The organism is Klebsiella grimontii, assembly GCF_900200035.1.
Lineage (GTDB): Bacteria > Pseudomonadota > Gammaproteobacteria > Enterobacterales > Enterobacteriaceae > Klebsiella > Klebsiella grimontii.
On the sequence record NZ_FZTC01000015.1, the window covers coordinates 526,807 to 541,425 of the forward strand.

Consider the following 14,619-nt stretch of genomic DNA (forward strand, 5'->3'; position numbering starts at 1 on the left):
AAGCGATGGTAGTGTTCTTAATCTAATACAATCAAATTATTGTCATAGATACATTCACCGATGAAAGCCCGATACAAAACCATTGTCGACAGATACGCGCAGGCGATTCATCGCGGACAGATGCCGGCCGGAACCCGTCTGCCGACCCATCGTACCCTTGCCGCCGATGAACGCATCTCGCTGGCCACGGCCACCCGCGTTTATCGTGAACTGGAAGCAATGGGGCTGGTCAGCGGCGAAACCGGGCGCGGCACCTTTGTGCGGGATATCTCGCTGCCGCCGGGGCACGGCGTCGATCAGCAGTCGGTGGCGGGCGATGTTATCGATCTCAACTTCAACTATCCTTCGCTGCCGGCGCAGGGGGATGCGCTGCGCGAGGCGCTCAGGCGGCTGGCGATGGCGGGGGATATTGAATCTCATCTGCGCTACCAGCCTCATGCCGGGCGGCTCTCCGAGCGCGAAACTATCGCCCGCCATTTGACCGGTAGCCGCTTTGCGCCCGACGCGGAAAACGTGCTGATCGTCAGCGGCGCCCAGCACGGGCTGGCGGTGACCGTGATGGGCCTTCTGCGCCCCGGCGATGTGGTGGCGGTTGATGCGCTGACCTACTCGGGCTTTAAGGCCCTGGCCGCGCTTTATCATCTGGAACTGGTGGCGATCCCCTGTCGCGCGGAGGGGCCGGATCTGCAAGCGCTTCACCAGCTGTGCCGGCAGCGGCGGGTACGGGCGGTTTATACCATGCCGACGCTGCACAATCCGCTCGGCTGGGTGCTCACTTCTCGCCAGCGGCAGGCGCTGACGGACCTCGCGCGCCTGCATGACCTGCTGATTATTGAAGATACCGCATACGCCTGGCTGGTCCGCAATCCGCCGCCGCCGCTGGCCAGCTATGCGCCGGAAAGAACGGTTTATATCACCGGTTTTTCGAAAAACGTCGCCACCGGGCTGCGCGTGGGGGCGGTTATCTGCCCGTCCCGCTATCGGTCTGAGATTGTACGCGCCATACGGGCCACGACGTGGAATACCCCTTCGCTGATGAGCTCGCTGATCTGCGCCTGGATTGATGATGGGACGGTTGCGCGTTTTGCGGCGCAGAAGCGACGGGATGCGCGGCTGCGGCAGTCGCTCGCGCGTGAGACGCTCGGCGCGCTTCCCTTTGTGAGCCATCCGAGTTCGTACTTCCTCTGGCTGCCTCTGGGCGAGGAGAGCCGGGCCGATCGGCTGGTGAAAATGCTGATGGATCGCCATATTTCCGTGTCGACCGCCGAACCGTTTTGCGCTGCCGCGAACGTGCCGCAGGCGCTCCGCATCGCCCTTGGTTCAGTCCCCTTGGATAGCCTGCGTGCGGCGCTGCTCCAGGTTCGCGAAGCCGTGGAGTTTGAACAATACCGCTAGTCCATCGGCGATCGTCGCCGGGATAATAACGATGGCGTTTTAGCTGCGTTATACAGGTTTACTTATCCGTAATCTTTTAAGGGATAAATAGCAGGATAATGATATTAAAATAAACTATTATTATTTATTTTAATGAATTATATGGATAATTTTAAATTTAATGACAATTTAAAATTGTTACTGTAGTGTACAAAAATCATGTACGGTTGTGCTTTTGACGCTGAGCGCACGCACGTCCTGAAGATACTACGTCGTTAATCATTTCAGGGGCGGAGTGGCGCCCTGTTCTGTACAGGATCTTTTTTCAATGCAGCAGCTCTACATTTATATTCTGATCGCCAGTTTGACCATTGCCAGTCCCGGACCCGGAGTATTACTGACGCTGACCAACACGCTGAATTACAATCTGCGTAATGCGATGGCGGGGATCATCGGCGTGGCGGTTGGAATGGGGGTCATCTCGATTATTGCCGCCAGCAGCGTTGGCGTGCTGATTACCACTTCTCAGCTGACGCTGTTGATCGTCAAGGGGGTCGGGGCGGCCTATCTGATCTATCTGGGCATAAAACTCTATCGCTCGGTGCCCCGCGTACTGAATCAACCTCTCTCGTCTTCAGAGGATGTGATACCTTCCGCCAGCTACCGGTTTCGTCAGGGGTTGCTGGTGTCGCTATTTAATCCCAAACCCATTGTGTTTTTTATGGCGCTGTTCCCCCAGTTTATTCATCCCCAGCAGCCCTTTATTCCGCAGTTCAGCGTGCTGTCGATAACCTTCTGTATTCTGGTTGTTGTCATTCATTCACTCTACGGCCTTTTCGCACACAGCGTAAAAACGAAAATGTCGTCCGGGAATGCCTTTGTTAAGTTGAATAAAACCGGTGGCATCGTCTTTATGTGTTTTGCCGTCGGTCTGATTGTTTCCGCCGTTCACCCTTATTTGTCATCATGACCGTGAGGACGCGGGGCCCGGCGCTCAGCCCATCTGCGCCAGCTGGCCGCGCAGCACCTCCACGCCTTGTTCGATAGCGTCAGGATTAATGGCGTGAAACCCCATCCGGAAGAAGTTAGCCGGCGGCGCGTCGCTGAGGAAATGCCGCGCGCCGGGCTCAATCAGCACCCCGGCGTGGGCGGCGCGCCAGGTCAGCTGCTGGGTGTTGATTTGCTCCGGCGTGGCCAGCCAGAACGCGTTGGCGTGTTCGCTGCCGGGGATGATTTGGCACTCCGGCAGATGCTGCTGCAGCGCGTTGTTGAGACGGTCCCAGCGCTGGGCCGAGTCGTAATGGTAGCGCCGCAGGTGGGTTTCATAGTGGCCCTGGGCGAGGAAATGGGCCATCTGATACTGAATATTGGTCGGCGGATGGCGGTACACCAGACGGCGCAGCGCCCGGGCTTCATCAATCAGATCCGGGTCAGCGACCATAAAGCCCAGCCGCAGGCCCGGCGATAGCGCTTTTGACAGGCTGCTCACGTAGATCACTCTACCGCAGCGATCGCTGGCCTTCAGCGCCGGCAGCGGGTTGAGCATAAAGTTACTTTCAGAGTCGTAATCGTCCTCAATTATCACCGCGTCATGGCGAGCGGCATGCTCCAGCAGCTGGCTGCGCCGCGCTTTGCTCATGGCTACCCCGGTCGGCACCTGGTGGCCGGGCGTCACATAGTAGTAATCGCAGGGGGCGTCATTGAGGACGATCCCCTGCTCATCCACCGGATGCGGCACGATATCGGTATCGGCGAGCAGAAAGGTGTTAATGGCCTCGCGAAAACAGGGATTCTCCACGCCAACGCGCGTGCTGGATGACATCAGCAGGCGCGTCAGCAGGTAAAGCGCGTTTTGCGAACCGAGGGTAATCAGAATCTCGTCCGGCGAGGCGACAATGCCGCGCTTGGGCAGCACCCGGGTGCGGATCTGCTCAATCAGCATCGGTACGTCCTGATCGATATGATCCACCACCCACGCCGGGTCGCGCACGCCGCCGTGCAGCCAGTTTGCCGCCGAGCGCCAGGTCGCCAGCGGAAACTGGCGGGTATCCGGCTGACCGTAGATAAACGGATAGCGGTAGTTCATCCAGCCGGCCGGTTTCAGAATCGACTCCTGCTGGCTGGGCGTGATTTGCAGCCGCGTGCCCCAGCGTGGTGCAGAACGCTCATCCTGGGGTGCAGCTTCCGGCGCGGCGGCGCGGCTGGCATGCTGATAATCCGGGTGCAGGTAGTAACCGCTGCGCGGACGGCTCAGCAGATAGCCTTCGTTAACCAGCCCCTCAAAAACCAGCGCCGTGGTGTTACGCGATACCCGCAGCTGGCTGGCCAGCTGGCGGCAGGAGGGAAGCGGCGTGTCGGCGGAAAAAATACCGCCCAGAATGGCGTTAATCAGCGTCTCGCGCACCTGCTCCTGCAAACCGCGGCGCGGGTCGAAATCAACGTGTAACAGGTGTCGGATCATGCCAGGCTCCTTACTCAAACGCTCAGTACAGAAACTCGAGCAAATTCCATACCACCCTGAGAATGACTGACACATCCGCGCGGTGAATCTGGCTCTATCCGGAAATTAAAAACGCTCCCTACAGTAAAAACGCATTCATCAGTCGCGGTTCGGAACTTCCGTCGGCACATATTTTGCAAAACCTTTTCATGTTCTGGAATGAACACGTCTGGCGAATTAATTAGGGGTGAATTAATGAACAAATCATTAGGTTCAATTTGTCTGGGCGCCATCATGGCGATGGCCTTTTCTTATCACGCAGCAGCCGCAGATCTTCCGGAAATAGAAAAATCCGGCACCCTGAAAGTCGCGACCGAAGATGATTACGCGCCTTTTAACTTTATGAATAACGGCCAGGCGGATGGCTTTAACAAAGATATGCTCGATGAATTACGTAAATACGCGAAATTCAACGTTGACCAGAGCATTCTGCCGTGGACCGGATTATTGGCGGCGGTTTCCACCGGGCAATACGATATGGCGTTAACCGGCGCGGTGATTACCGACGACCGTCTCAAGGTTTTTGATTTCACGCCGCCGTGGGCGTCAGCGCAGCACTATTTTGTTAAACGCGCGGGCGATAACTCCCTGAACACCATTGCCGAACTGAGCGGGAAAAAAGTGGGCGTCCAGGCGGGCAGCGCGCTGCTGGCGCGGCTGCCGGAACTGAAAGCGATGCTGGAGAAAACCGGCGGCAAGCTGGGGCCGGTGGTGGAGTATCCCTCCTATCCTGAAGCCTACGCCGACCTTGCCAACAAACGGCTGGATTACGTGATTAACGTGGTTATCTCAGTCAACGATCTGGCGAAGGCCAAACCGAAGGTGTTCGCCAAGGGGCTGGCGGTATCCGGCCCGGGCTATATGGCGTGGCCGATCCCGAAAAACTCGCCGCAGCTGCTGGCCTATATGACCAAATTTATGAACCACATGAAGGAGACCGGCAAGCTCGCGGAACTACAGAAAAAGTGGTTTGGCGAAACCTATGACGATCTTCCGAACGTGCCAATCACCAGCCCGGAACAGTTCCATAAATTAGCCGGTCTGTAATGGGTTCTGCGGCGGGAAACCGCCGCCTGTTTAGGTGAAGGAGGGCTTCATGGATGCAATTTCCTGGCAGTTACTGATTGAAGGCGCATGGACGACCCTCTGGATTTCGGCCATCGCCATTGCTTTTGGCGTGGCGATCGGTCTGCTGATTGCCCTGGTGCGCATGTTGCGTATCCCGGTTATCGATCAGCTGCTGGTGGTCTATATCAGCCTTGCCCGCGCGACGCCGCTGGTCACGCTGGTGCTGTTCCTGTTTCTTTCTCTGCCGACCGTCGGGATCAACCTCGATAAAAACGTCGCGGCGATTGTGGCGCTGACGCTCAATACCTCGGCCTTTAACGCCGAAATCTGGCGCAACGCCTTTCGCACCTTCCCCCGCGAACAGCGGGAAGCGGCGGAGTCGGTAGGAATGCGTCGCTGGGCCTACTTCCGCTATATCATGCTGCCGCAGATGTGGATTGAAAGCCTGCCCGCGCTGGTTAACGAGATGTCGTTCCTGATCAAGGGTAGCCCGGCCATTGCGGTGATTGGCGTGGTGGATTTGACGCGCGTCACTAACCGAATTTCCTCGGTCACCTATGAACCTCTTTCGCCAATTCTGGCGGCGGGTCTACTGTACGTGGTGATTATTGGCCTGCTGCTGAAACTGCAGGGGATGGCCGAGCGTAAAGCGAAACGTCTGGCGCGATAAATACAGGAGGTGCTATGAATCAGTGGGCCGTTATCTGGTCGGTGCGCGACAGCTTTATTGCCGGTTTACTCGCCACCCTTGAGCTTTTTATTACCGCGGCCATCGCCGGATTAATTATCGGTGTGGTCCTGTGCTATTTAACCGAATATCAAAAGAAAACCCTTAACCGGCTTATTATTGCCTTTGTTAGCTTAATGCGGGCGATTCCTTTTTTGATTCTTGCCTATTTGCTCTATTACGGGCTACCGCAAGTTGGTATTAGTATGGAACCCTGGACCGCAGGCCTAATCGCCTTAGTTATCTACCACGGCGCCTATTTTTTTGAGATTTTACGCAGCCAGCGTCGGGTATTTTCCGGTGGCTATATCGAGGCCGCGGTGGCGCAGGGATTTTCGCGCTACAAAATATTCCGCCGCATTATTCTGCCCAATATTCTCTCTTCAGCGCTACCGCTGATGGGCAACCAGCTGATTATCTGCCTGAAAGATACCGCGTTTCTCAGCATTATCACCGTCCAGGAGATAACCGCTGCGGCTAACAGCGTGCAGGCCACTTATTTTATCCCGTTTAACGCCTTTATCGTCGCGATTGGGCTCTACTGGGCGATCAGCATCCTGCTGGAGCTGCTGATTAAGCGTCTGAGCGCCTGGGGAGTCAGAAGAGGAATGAGTCATGTCTGATACCACTGCAGTAAGCGTCAAAAACGTCTCTAAACAGTTTGATAACGTTGAAGTTCTTCGTGATATCAATCTGACGGTAGAGAAGGGGACCGTGGTGAGCATTCTCGGCTCGTCGGGGTCGGGTAAATCGACGCTGCTGCGCTGCATGAACTGGCTGGAACAGCCGGATCGCGGCGAGATCCGCATCAGCGGCCAGCGGCTGGGTATTGATGAGCATAATGGCCGGGCGATGTCCCACCGCCAGCTGTCGAAAATCCGCGAGCGGGTTGGCATGGTGTTCCAGAGCTTTAACCTGTGGCCGCACCTGACGGTGCAGCAGAACGTCAGCGAAGCGCTGCTGCACGTGAAGGGGATGAAGCGTGATGAAGCGAAAGCCATCGCCATGCAGCAGCTGGAGAAAGTGGGGATGGCGCATAAAGCCGACGTTTATCCGATTACGCTCTCTGGCGGACAGAAGCAGCGGGTGGCGATTGCCCGTTCGCTGGCGATGTCGCCGGAGGTCATTCTGTTTGATGAGCCGACCTCGGCGCTGGACCCCGAGCTGGTCAACGAGGTGCTGGGCGTGATGAAGGCGCTGGCCGCCGAGGGCTACACGATGGTGGTGGTGACTCATGAGATGGATTTTGCGCGCCAGGTCTCGGATGAGGTGGTGTTTCTCGAAAAAGGGTTGTTGATTGAGAAAGCGCCGCCGGAGAAGTTTTTCAGCAACCCGGATTCCGAGCGCGTCAGGCAGTTTTTGCAGAGCAGCCGGTAAGCATCAGCGGCCAATCTCCCCGGTGGCGCTGCGCTTACCGGGGCTACGGGTTTCCAGCCGTCTGCGGTCATGTAGCCCGGGTAAGGCATTTACGCCGCGACCCGGGATTTTCGGGCTCGGTGTTGGAGGGTGGCAGATTGGGTAGCCCGGACAGGTGCGTAGCACCGCCTCCGGGAGATTTTCATGCAGCAGCGGATATGTCTCTGAAACAACGTGATATGCAGCGATGCCCTGGCCCCCGCTGAAATCGGCGAACCGGAGGTCCGAAGACAAGGGCTGGCCGCCAGGGATGGCGGACAGAGGCGAATCGAGACAGGGATGTCGAGTTGGGCCGACCGCAGGCTGAGGTCCGGGAGGTGAGCGCAGTGCGCAGCACCGATTTCTTTGCGGGACCGCGGGGATTGTAAAGGGGGAGACGGTTTTCTCCCCCTTTACCCGTTCACGTACCACGGTGAGACATTTTCTGCGGGATAATAGTGAACGGAACCCCTCAACACCGTCCCGGAGGCGGCGCTTATCGCGCCTGTCCGGGCTACCAGGCCCGAGCGCGATGTCTGATGCGCGTCTCCGGTCTACCAAACCTTAATCCCGATCGATGGCGAACGGCTGCCAGGCCTGGCGCACCGGCATCACCTCGACCCGGTTGATATTCATATGATCCGGCAGCGTGGCGATGTAAAACATCTGTTCGGCAATATCCCGCGCGCTCAGCGGCGTGGTGCCGCGATACAGGTTGTCCGACGCCGCCTGGTCGCCTTTGGTGCGCACCAGGGTAAATTCCGTCTCGGCAATCCCCGGCGCGAGATCGGTCACGCGCACCCCGGTCCCGAGCAGATCGCAGCGCAGGTTATAGCTAAACTGCTTCACGAAAGCCTTGCTGGCGCCGTAGACGTGGCTGCCGGGATAGGGCCACTGCCCGGCGATAGAGCCGATATTGATGATGCTCGCCCCCGCGCCGTGGTTAATCAGCGTCGGCAGCAGCGCGTGGGTCACGTTGACCAGCCCGGTGACGTTGGTGTCGATCATCGTTTTCCAGTCGTCCAGATCCACTTTCTGCGCGGGCTGCGGCGACAGCGCCAGTCCGGCGTTGTTAATCAATGTCGTGATGTCGGCGAAATCAGCGGGCAGGGCCGCCACGGCCGCGGCGACCGAATCGCTATCGCGCACGTCGAGTTCGATAATATGCACCGGTACCTGCGAGGCGAGCTTATCCTGTAACGTCTTCAGCCGCTCAAAACGGCGTCCGCTCAGCACCAGCGACCAGCCCGCATCGGCGAAGACCTGCGCCGCCGCTTCCCCAAAACCCGAGGTCGCCCCGGTAATAAACACCACTTTGCTCGTTGCCATTTCATTCTCCTGTGCAGGTTGTCGTTCCCACTATAGAAATCCCGCGCGCGCGGGCACAGGGCCAGTCGGCGCGCGGCGATGTGACACGGTGTCACATCATTTTCGCCTGACTGGCTCTATCCGTTTCTTCCCTGAACGGCCAATGATGAGGCCAACAACAACGACATGAGAGAGGGCAGGGTATGAAGCTGGCACTACAGAACGAGGTAGCGATAAGCAATGATGAAGTTCGGCAGCTGGATCGCGCTTATGTGTTTCATTCATGGTCGATGCAGGGCAATTTACATCCGCTGGTGATCGCCGGGGCAAAAGGCTGCGAGCTGTGGGATTACGAAGGCAATACTTACCTCGATTTCAGCAGCCAACTGGTCAACGTCAACATTGGCTATCAGCACCCTCGCGTACTGGCGGCGATGAAGGCCCAGCTGGAAGCGCTGGTGACTATCGCTCCCGCCACCGCCAACCTCGCCCGCGGCGAAGCGGCGAAGCGGATTGTCGAGCTGGCGCCGGAAGGCTTTAGCAAAGTGTTCTTCACCAACGCCGGCGCCGACGCCAATGAGAACGCCATCCGTATGGCGCGGCTCTATACCGGGCGCGATAAAGTGCTCTCCGCCTATCGTTCCTATCACGGCAATACCGGCAGCGCGATTGCCGCTACCGGCGACTGGCGGCGCGTACCGAACGAGTATTCGCGCGGTCACGTTCACTTCTTTAACCCCTATCTCTACCGCAGCGAATTTAACGCCACGACGGAAGAAGAGGAGTGCCAGCGCGCGCTGGCCCATCTGCGGCGGATGATTGAATGCGAAGGCCCGAACGCGATTGCCGCGATTCTGCTGGAGTCGATCCCGGGGACCGCCGGGATTCTGGTGCCGCCGGAGGGCTATATGCAGGGCGTGCGGGCGCTGGCTGACGAGTTCGGTATTATATTGATCCTCGATGAAGTGATGGCCGGTTTTGGCCGCACAGGGAGCTGGTTTGCCTTCGAGCAGGACGGCGTGGTGCCGGATCTGGTGACGTTCGCCAAAGGGGTTAACGCCGGCTACGTCCCGGCCGGCGGCGTGCTGATCAGCGAGCCGATCGCCCGCTACTTTGATGACCATTTCTTTGCCGGCGGCCTGACCTATTCCGGCCATCCGCTGGCGATGGCGGCGATTGTCGCCACCATTGACGCGATGAAAGAAGAGAAGGTGGTAGAGAACGCGGCGACCATCGGCAACGAGGTGCTGCGTCCGGGGCTGGAAGCGCTGGCGGAGAAGCACGCGATTATCGGCAACGTGCGCGGCCGCGGTCTGTTCCAGGCGCTGGAGCTGGTTAGCAGCCGCGAACGTAAAACGCCGCTGGGCGCTGCCGATATGGCGGCCATTAAAGGCGCGTTGACCGAAGCCGGCCTGCTGGCGTTCGTCGTGGAAAATCGCATTCACGTGGTGCCGCCGTGCACCATCAGCGCCGAACAGGTGGCAAAAGGGCTGGCGATTTTTGATGCGGTATTCGCCCGCTTCGCGAGCCTGGCGAAGTAAGGGGATGATTTCCCGGGTCGCGGCGTAATCGCCTGACCCGGGCCACCCACTCGTAGCCCCGCTAAGCCTCGCGCGAACGGGGCTGATTTTCATCCCATCTTAACTCAATAGCTTATTCTGCCAGCATCTTCCTGCAATCCGGGTTTCTTGATATAACAACCTGATAACACTACGGGAGAGACAAGCGTGCCGGAAATCAATGAGTTTGGTCAGCAGGTCAACGATCGCGTGCCCGGGTGGCAGGGCGCTGGGCTTCTGCGCCGCACGGCGTTAAATGGCCGCTTTTGCCGGCTGGAGCCGCTGGATACCGAGCGGCACGCGGCGGATCTGTTTGCCGCCTACACCCTCGGCGACGACAGCGACTGGACGTGGCTTGCCAGCAACTGTCCGCAGAGCGTGGAGTCAACGGCGCACTGGATTACCGGCAAGGTCATGGACGATGGGCTGGTGCCGTATGCGGTTATCGATCTGCACGCCGAGCGGGCCGTCGGGCTGGTCAGCTATATGGCGATTGAGCGGGCGATGGGCACGGTGGAGATAGGGCACGTCACCTGGTCGCGGGCGATGAAAAATACGCCGCTCGGGACCGAGGCAGTCTGGCTGCTGCTGCAAAATGGTTTTGCTCACGGCTATCGTCGGCTGGAGTGGAAATGCGACTCAATGAATCTCGCCTCCCGCCGCGCCGCCGCCCGGCTGGGGTTTACCTGGGAAGGGCGTCTTCGCCAGAGGATGGTGCGTAAAGGACGCACCCGCGATAGCGATATGCTGTCGATTATCGATAGCGAATGGCCCGCGCGCGACGCGGCGCTGCGAGCGTGGCTGGCGCCGGAGAATTTTGATGCTGATGGACGGCAGATAAAGCGGCTGGAAGATTTTCGCTAGTTTTCCCTTACCCTAACCCTCTCCGCAGGGAGAGGGGCGGGGCTTACTCTTACCGCCGAACCGGCGCGCCGTTCGCCACATAGTACGCCGCGGTGCTCTTCGGCAGCGGCTGGCGGCCGCGAATGGCATCAGCCATTTTTTCGCCAATCATAATCGTGGTCGCGTTAAGGTTGCCGGTAATAATCTGCGGCATAATCGAGGCGTCGACCACGCGGAGGCCTTCCAGTCCGTGAACCCGACCTTCGCCATCCACCACCGCCATCTCGTCGTAGCCCATCTTGCAGGTACCGCAGGGGTGGAAGGCGGTTTCCGCATGGTTGCGTACGAACTCATCCAGTTCGGCATCGCTCTGGCACTCAATGCCCGGGCTGATCTCCCGGCCGCGATAGTTATCCAGCGCCGGCTGGCTCATGATCTCACGGGTGATGCGAATGGCGTCGCGGAACTCCTGCCAGTCCTGTTCATGCGACATATAGTTGAACAGGATCGCCGGATGCTGGTGCGGGTCACGCGATTTCAGACGCACGTGGCCGCGGCTCGGGGAGCGCATGGAACCGACGTGGCACTGGAATCCGTGCTCTTTCACCGCGTTTGAACCGTTGTAGTTAATCGCCACCGGCAGGAAGTGGTACTGAATATTCGGCCACGCAAACGCCTCGCGGCTGCGGATAAATCCGCCCGCTTCAAACTGGTTGCTGGCGCCGATGCCGGTCCCGCCGAACAGCCACTCGGCGCCGATTTTCGGCTGATTCCACCACTGCAGCGCCGGGTAGAGCGACACCGGCTCTTTACATTCGTACTGCAGGTACATCTCCAGATGATCCTGCAGGTTCTCGCCGACGCCGGGCAGGGCGTGAACCAGCGGAATATCGAACTGGCGCAACAGTTCCGGGCTGCCGACGCCGGAGCGCTGCAGGATCTGCGGCGAGGCGATAGCGCCCGCGCAGAGCAGCACTTCTTTATTAGCGGTGGCTTTTGACGGCGCGGTGCTGTCGCCCTCCAGCCATTCGACGCCGACGGCGCGCTTGCCGGCAAAAATAATATGATCGGTCAGCGCGTGGGTGCGAATAGTCAAATTAGGACGCGCGCGGGCCTGGTCGAGATAGCCGCGCGCGGTGCTGGCGCGGCGTCCCTGCGGCGTCACGGTACGATCCATCGGGCCAAACCCTTCCTGCTGGTAGCCGTTGAGATCGTCGGTGCGCGGGTAGCCGGCCTGTACGCCGGCTTCAATCATCGCGTGGAACAGCGGATTATTGCCCTGCTTTGGCGTGGTGACGCTGACCGGGCCGTCGCCGCCGTGGTAGTCGTTGGCGCCGATATCGCGGGTTTCCGCTTTGCGGTAGTAGGGCAGGCAGTCGAGGTAGCTCCAGTGCTCAAGCCCCGGCGCCGAGGCCCAGTTATCAAGATCCATAGCGTTGCCGCGGATATAGCACATGCCGTTGATTAACGAGGATCCGCCGAGGCCCTTCCCGCGTCCGCACTCCATGCGGCGATGGTTCATATGCGGTTCAGGCTCGGTCTCGTAGGCCCAGTTATAGCGCCGACCCTGTAGGGGAAAGGCCAGCGCGGCGGGCATCTGGGTGCGGAAGTCGAAACGGTAATCCGGGCCGCCCGCTTCCAGCAGCAGGACGGTGGTATCGGGATCTTCCGTCAGTCGTGTAGCCAGTACGTTGCCGGCGGAACCGGCACCAATAATAATGTAGTCAAACTGCAAAAATGACCTCCTGGTTAAAATATGGATTGAAACTGACCCATCTCAACCTGGATGGATTTTATCTGGGTGTAGCTGTGCAGCGTCTGCACGCCGTTTTCGCGGCCAATGCCGGAGTGCTTGTAGCCGCCGACCGGCATCTCCGCCGGGGACTCGCCCCACGTGTTGATCCAGCAGATCCCGGCCTCCAGCCGATGAATCAGGCGATGGGCGCGGTTTAAATCCGGCGTAACGACGCCGGCGGCGAGGCCATATTCGGTGGCGTTGGCGCGGCGGAGCGCTTCTTCCTCATCGTCGTAGCTCAGAATGGACATCACCGGGCCGAAGATCTCTTCGCGAACGATGGTCATCTGGTCATCGCAGTCGGTAAACACCGTCGGGGCGACCCACGCGCCGCGGTCGAAGCCTTCGCCTTTCAGCGCTTCGCCGCCGCACAGCAGGCGCGCGCCTTCTTGCTTACCGGTCTCGATGTAGCGCAGCACGTTATCGCGGTGCGGAAAACTCACCAGCGGCCCGAAGTTGGTGCTTTCAGCGAACAGATCGCCGGGGCGGATACGCGCCACGCGGGCGAGGATTTTCTCTTCAAACGCCGCTTTCAGGCGCGTCGGAACGAATACCCGGGTGCCGTTGGTGCAGACCTGGCCTGAACTGTAGAAGTTAGCCATCATCGCGATGTCGGCGGCGAGGTCGAGGCTGGCGTCTTCGCAGACGATCAGCGGTGATTTACCGCCCAGCTCCATGGTCACTTCCTTCAGTGAAGAAGCGGCGGCGTTAGCCATCACTTTTTTGCCGCTGGCGACGCCGCCGGTAAAGGAGATTTTGGCGATATCCGGATGCTCGGTGAGATACTGACCGGTTTCGGCACCGGTGCCCGGTAGCACATTAAATACGCCCGCCGGCAGGCCCGCTTCGCGATAAATTTCCGCCAGCTTCAGGGCGGTGAGCGGGGTGACTTCACTCGGCTTAAAGATCATCGCGTTCCCGGCCGCCAGCGCCGGGGCTGATTTCCATAAGGCGATCTGGATCGGGTAGTTCCAGGCGCCGATCCCGGCGACCACGCCCAGCGGTTCCCGGCGGGTATAAACGAATGAACTGTCGCGCAGCGGGATTTGGCTGCCTTCCAGCGCCGGGATCAGGCCCGCGTAGTACTCCAGCACATCTGCGCCGGTGACGATATCGACGGCGGCGGTTTCGCTCAGCGGTTTGCCGGTATCGAGAGTTTCCAGACGCGCCAGTTCGTCGTTGCGAGCGCGCAGAATATCGACCGCTTTACGCAGAATGCGCGAACGTTCCATGGCGCTCATCGCCGCCCAGATTTTTTGCCCTTTTTGAGCGCTCTTTACCGCCCGGTCGACGTCTTCGCGGCCGGCGGCCTGGACGGTCGCCAGCACTTCCCCGTTAGCGGGGTTAATCGTCTCGAAGGTTTTACCGCTGGTGGCGGAAACATAACCACCGTCGATGTAAAGCTGCTGTTCGGCCATTCGGGACATGGGTCCTCCATTATTGAGAAGTCGGTGGCAGATATTGGCTGATGAAGTGCTCGGCGAGCGTTTCTGCGCGGGCTTTATCCAGCGGTTTACCGCTCAGCGCCGCGCGTAGCCACAGCCCGTCGATCAGCGCGGCGAGACCGTATCCGGCCTCCTGCGCCTCTTCGCGCGGCAGGGCGCGCTGGAATTCATAGACGATATTCGACAGCAGTCGTCGGCTGCTGACCTGCTGCAGGCGATAGAGCATCGGCTGATGCATGCTGCTGGCCCAAAAGGCGAGCCAGGCCTTCATCGCCGCGCTGCTTATCTGGCTGTCGTCGAAGTTGCCGGCCACGATGGCGCGCAGGCGTTCCCGCGGGCCGGCATCGGGCAGGGCGTGCAGGCGGCTCAACACCGCCTGGCGCAGCTGGCCGGTGATATCGCGCATCGTCGCTTCCAGCAGCCCGTTCTTATCCTTGAAATAGTGGCTGATGATGCCGGTCGATACGCCAGCCCGTCGGGCGATCTGCGCGACGGTGGCATCGTGCATTCCCACTTCATTGATGGCGGCCAGGGTCGCGTCAATCAGCTGCCGCTGCCGTATCGGTTGCATCCCCAGTTTGGGCATTTCTCAGACTCCATTCATC

13 protein-coding genes are annotated in these 14,619 nt (G+C 59.3%); 8 read left to right on the forward strand and 5 right to left on the reverse strand.

Going from position 1 to position 14,619, the window contains the following annotated elements:
• Positions 1-60: 60 nt before the first annotated feature.
• Both KOSB73_RS10225 and KOSB73_RS10230 read left to right on the forward strand, forming a co-directional pair.
• Positions 61-1,395: an aminotransferase-like domain-containing protein gene (locus KOSB73_RS10225; RefSeq protein ID WP_004132425.1), complete on the forward strand. Its 1,335-nt coding sequence runs from the start codon at positions 61-63 to the stop codon at positions 1,393-1,395.
• Between the two features lie 307 nt (positions 1,396-1,702).
• A complete protein-coding gene (locus KOSB73_RS10230; RefSeq protein ID WP_024358862.1) occupies positions 1,703-2,344 on the forward strand; it encodes a LysE family translocator in 642 nt (213 codons plus the stop codon).
• A gap of 24 nt (positions 2,345-2,368) precedes the next feature.
• Here the strand turns inward: KOSB73_RS10230 and pdxR are convergent, their stop codons facing one another.
• Positions 2,369-3,835 carry a MocR-like pyridoxine biosynthesis transcription factor PdxR gene (gene pdxR, locus KOSB73_RS10235; RefSeq protein WP_004132428.1) on the reverse strand — a complete coding sequence of 489 codons (1,467 nt, stop codon included), beginning with the start codon at positions 3,833-3,835 and terminating at the stop codon, positions 2,369-2,371.
• 234 nt (positions 3,836-4,069) lie between these two features.
• On the opposite strand from pdxR, the gene KOSB73_RS10240 reads away from it, so the two are divergent.
• From KOSB73_RS10240 to KOSB73_RS10255, 4 genes are read left to right on the forward strand one after another with little or no spacing between them, the layout of a single operon-like run.
• On the forward strand, positions 4,070-4,921 hold the full coding sequence (locus KOSB73_RS10240) for a transporter substrate-binding domain-containing protein (protein ID WP_004132430.1): 852 nt from the start codon (positions 4,070-4,072) through the stop codon (positions 4,919-4,921).
• A 49-nt stretch (positions 4,922-4,970) separates the two neighbouring features.
• Positions 4,971-5,612, forward strand: a complete 642-nt coding sequence (locus tag KOSB73_RS10245) for an amino acid ABC transporter permease (RefSeq protein ID WP_004132432.1) — start codon at positions 4,971-4,973, stop codon at positions 5,610-5,612.
• Between the two features lie 14 nt (positions 5,613-5,626).
• A complete protein-coding gene (locus tag KOSB73_RS10250) occupies positions 5,627-6,292 on the forward strand; it encodes an amino acid ABC transporter permease (protein ID WP_004132434.1) in 666 nt (221 codons plus the stop codon).
• Positions 6,285-7,046 carry an amino acid ABC transporter ATP-binding protein gene (locus KOSB73_RS10255; RefSeq protein WP_024358860.1) on the forward strand — a complete coding sequence of 254 codons (762 nt, stop codon included), beginning with the start codon at positions 6,285-6,287 and terminating at the stop codon, positions 7,044-7,046. Before KOSB73_RS10250 ends, KOSB73_RS10255 begins: the two co-directional genes overlap by 8 nt.
• 582 nt (positions 7,047-7,628) lie before the next feature.
• Here the strand turns inward: KOSB73_RS10255 and KOSB73_RS10260 are convergent.
• A complete protein-coding gene (locus tag KOSB73_RS10260; RefSeq protein WP_049087080.1) occupies positions 7,629-8,393 on the reverse strand; it encodes an SDR family NAD(P)-dependent oxidoreductase in 765 nt (254 codons plus the stop codon).
• A gap of 182 nt (positions 8,394-8,575) precedes the next feature.
• Between KOSB73_RS10260 and KOSB73_RS10265 the strand changes: the two genes are divergently transcribed.
• Both KOSB73_RS10265 and KOSB73_RS10270 read left to right on the forward strand, forming a co-directional pair.
• The gene (locus tag KOSB73_RS10265) at positions 8,576-9,913 is read left to right on the forward strand and encodes an aspartate aminotransferase family protein (RefSeq protein ID WP_049131321.1); all 1,338 of its coding nucleotides are present in this window, start codon (positions 8,576-8,578) and stop codon (positions 9,911-9,913) included.
• 186 nt (positions 9,914-10,099) lie between these two features.
• A complete protein-coding gene (locus KOSB73_RS10270; protein WP_064362407.1) occupies positions 10,100-10,795 on the forward strand; it encodes a GNAT family N-acetyltransferase in 696 nt (231 codons plus the stop codon).
• 49 nt (positions 10,796-10,844) lie between these two features.
• Here the strand turns inward: KOSB73_RS10270 and betA are convergent, their stop codons facing one another.
• Genes betA through betI form a run of 3 tightly spaced genes read right to left on the reverse strand, consistent with a single transcriptional unit; the run spans position 10,845 to position 14,600 of the window.
• Positions 10,845-12,509 (reverse strand): choline dehydrogenase, encoded by a 1,665-nt coding sequence (gene betA, locus KOSB73_RS10275; RefSeq protein WP_049087077.1) that lies wholly within the window; start codon positions 12,507-12,509, stop codon positions 10,845-10,847.
• Between the two features lie 14 nt (positions 12,510-12,523).
• Entirely contained in the window at positions 12,524-13,996 is a 1,473-nt protein-coding gene (gene betB / locus KOSB73_RS10280) for a betaine-aldehyde dehydrogenase (protein WP_004132232.1), read from the reverse strand.
• Positions 13,997-14,006: 10 nt separating this feature from the next.
• A complete protein-coding gene (betI, locus tag KOSB73_RS10285) occupies positions 14,007-14,600 on the reverse strand; it encodes a transcriptional regulator BetI (protein WP_004132233.1) in 594 nt (197 codons plus the stop codon).
• Positions 14,601-14,619: the final 19 nt, after the last annotated feature.

Excerpts from the sequence above, each read along its gene's own strand:
- KOSB73_RS10250 (WP_004132434.1), top strand. The coding sequence starts at position 5,627 with ATGAATCAGTGGGCCGTTATCTGGTCGGTGCGCGACAGCTTTATTGCC.
- betB (WP_004132232.1), bottom strand. The coding sequence starts at position 13,996 with ATGTCCCGAATGGCCGAACAGCAGCTTTACATCGACGGTGGTTATGTT.
- KOSB73_RS10260 (WP_049087080.1), bottom strand. The coding sequence starts at position 8,393 with ATGGCAACGAGCAAAGTGGTGTTTATTACCGGGGCGACCTCGGGTTTT.
- betI (WP_004132233.1), bottom strand. The coding sequence starts at position 14,600 with ATGCCCAAACTGGGGATGCAACCGATACGGCAGCGGCAGCTGATTGAC.
- KOSB73_RS10245 (WP_004132432.1), top strand. The coding sequence starts at position 4,971 with ATGGATGCAATTTCCTGGCAGTTACTGATTGAAGGCGCATGGACGACC.
- KOSB73_RS10240 (WP_004132430.1), top strand. The coding sequence starts at position 4,070 with ATGAACAAATCATTAGGTTCAATTTGTCTGGGCGCCATCATGGCGATG.
- KOSB73_RS10230 (WP_024358862.1), top strand. The coding sequence starts at position 1,703 with ATGCAGCAGCTCTACATTTATATTCTGATCGCCAGTTTGACCATTGCC.
- KOSB73_RS10265 (WP_049131321.1), top strand. The coding sequence starts at position 8,576 with ATGAAGCTGGCACTACAGAACGAGGTAGCGATAAGCAATGATGAAGTT.
- KOSB73_RS10225 (WP_004132425.1), top strand. The coding sequence starts at position 61 with ATGAAAGCCCGATACAAAACCATTGTCGACAGATACGCGCAGGCGATT.
- KOSB73_RS10255 (WP_024358860.1), top strand. The coding sequence starts at position 6,285 with ATGTCTGATACCACTGCAGTAAGCGTCAAAAACGTCTCTAAACAGTTT.
- pdxR (WP_004132428.1), bottom strand. The coding sequence starts at position 3,835 with ATGATCCGACACCTGTTACACGTTGATTTCGACCCGCGCCGCGGTTTG.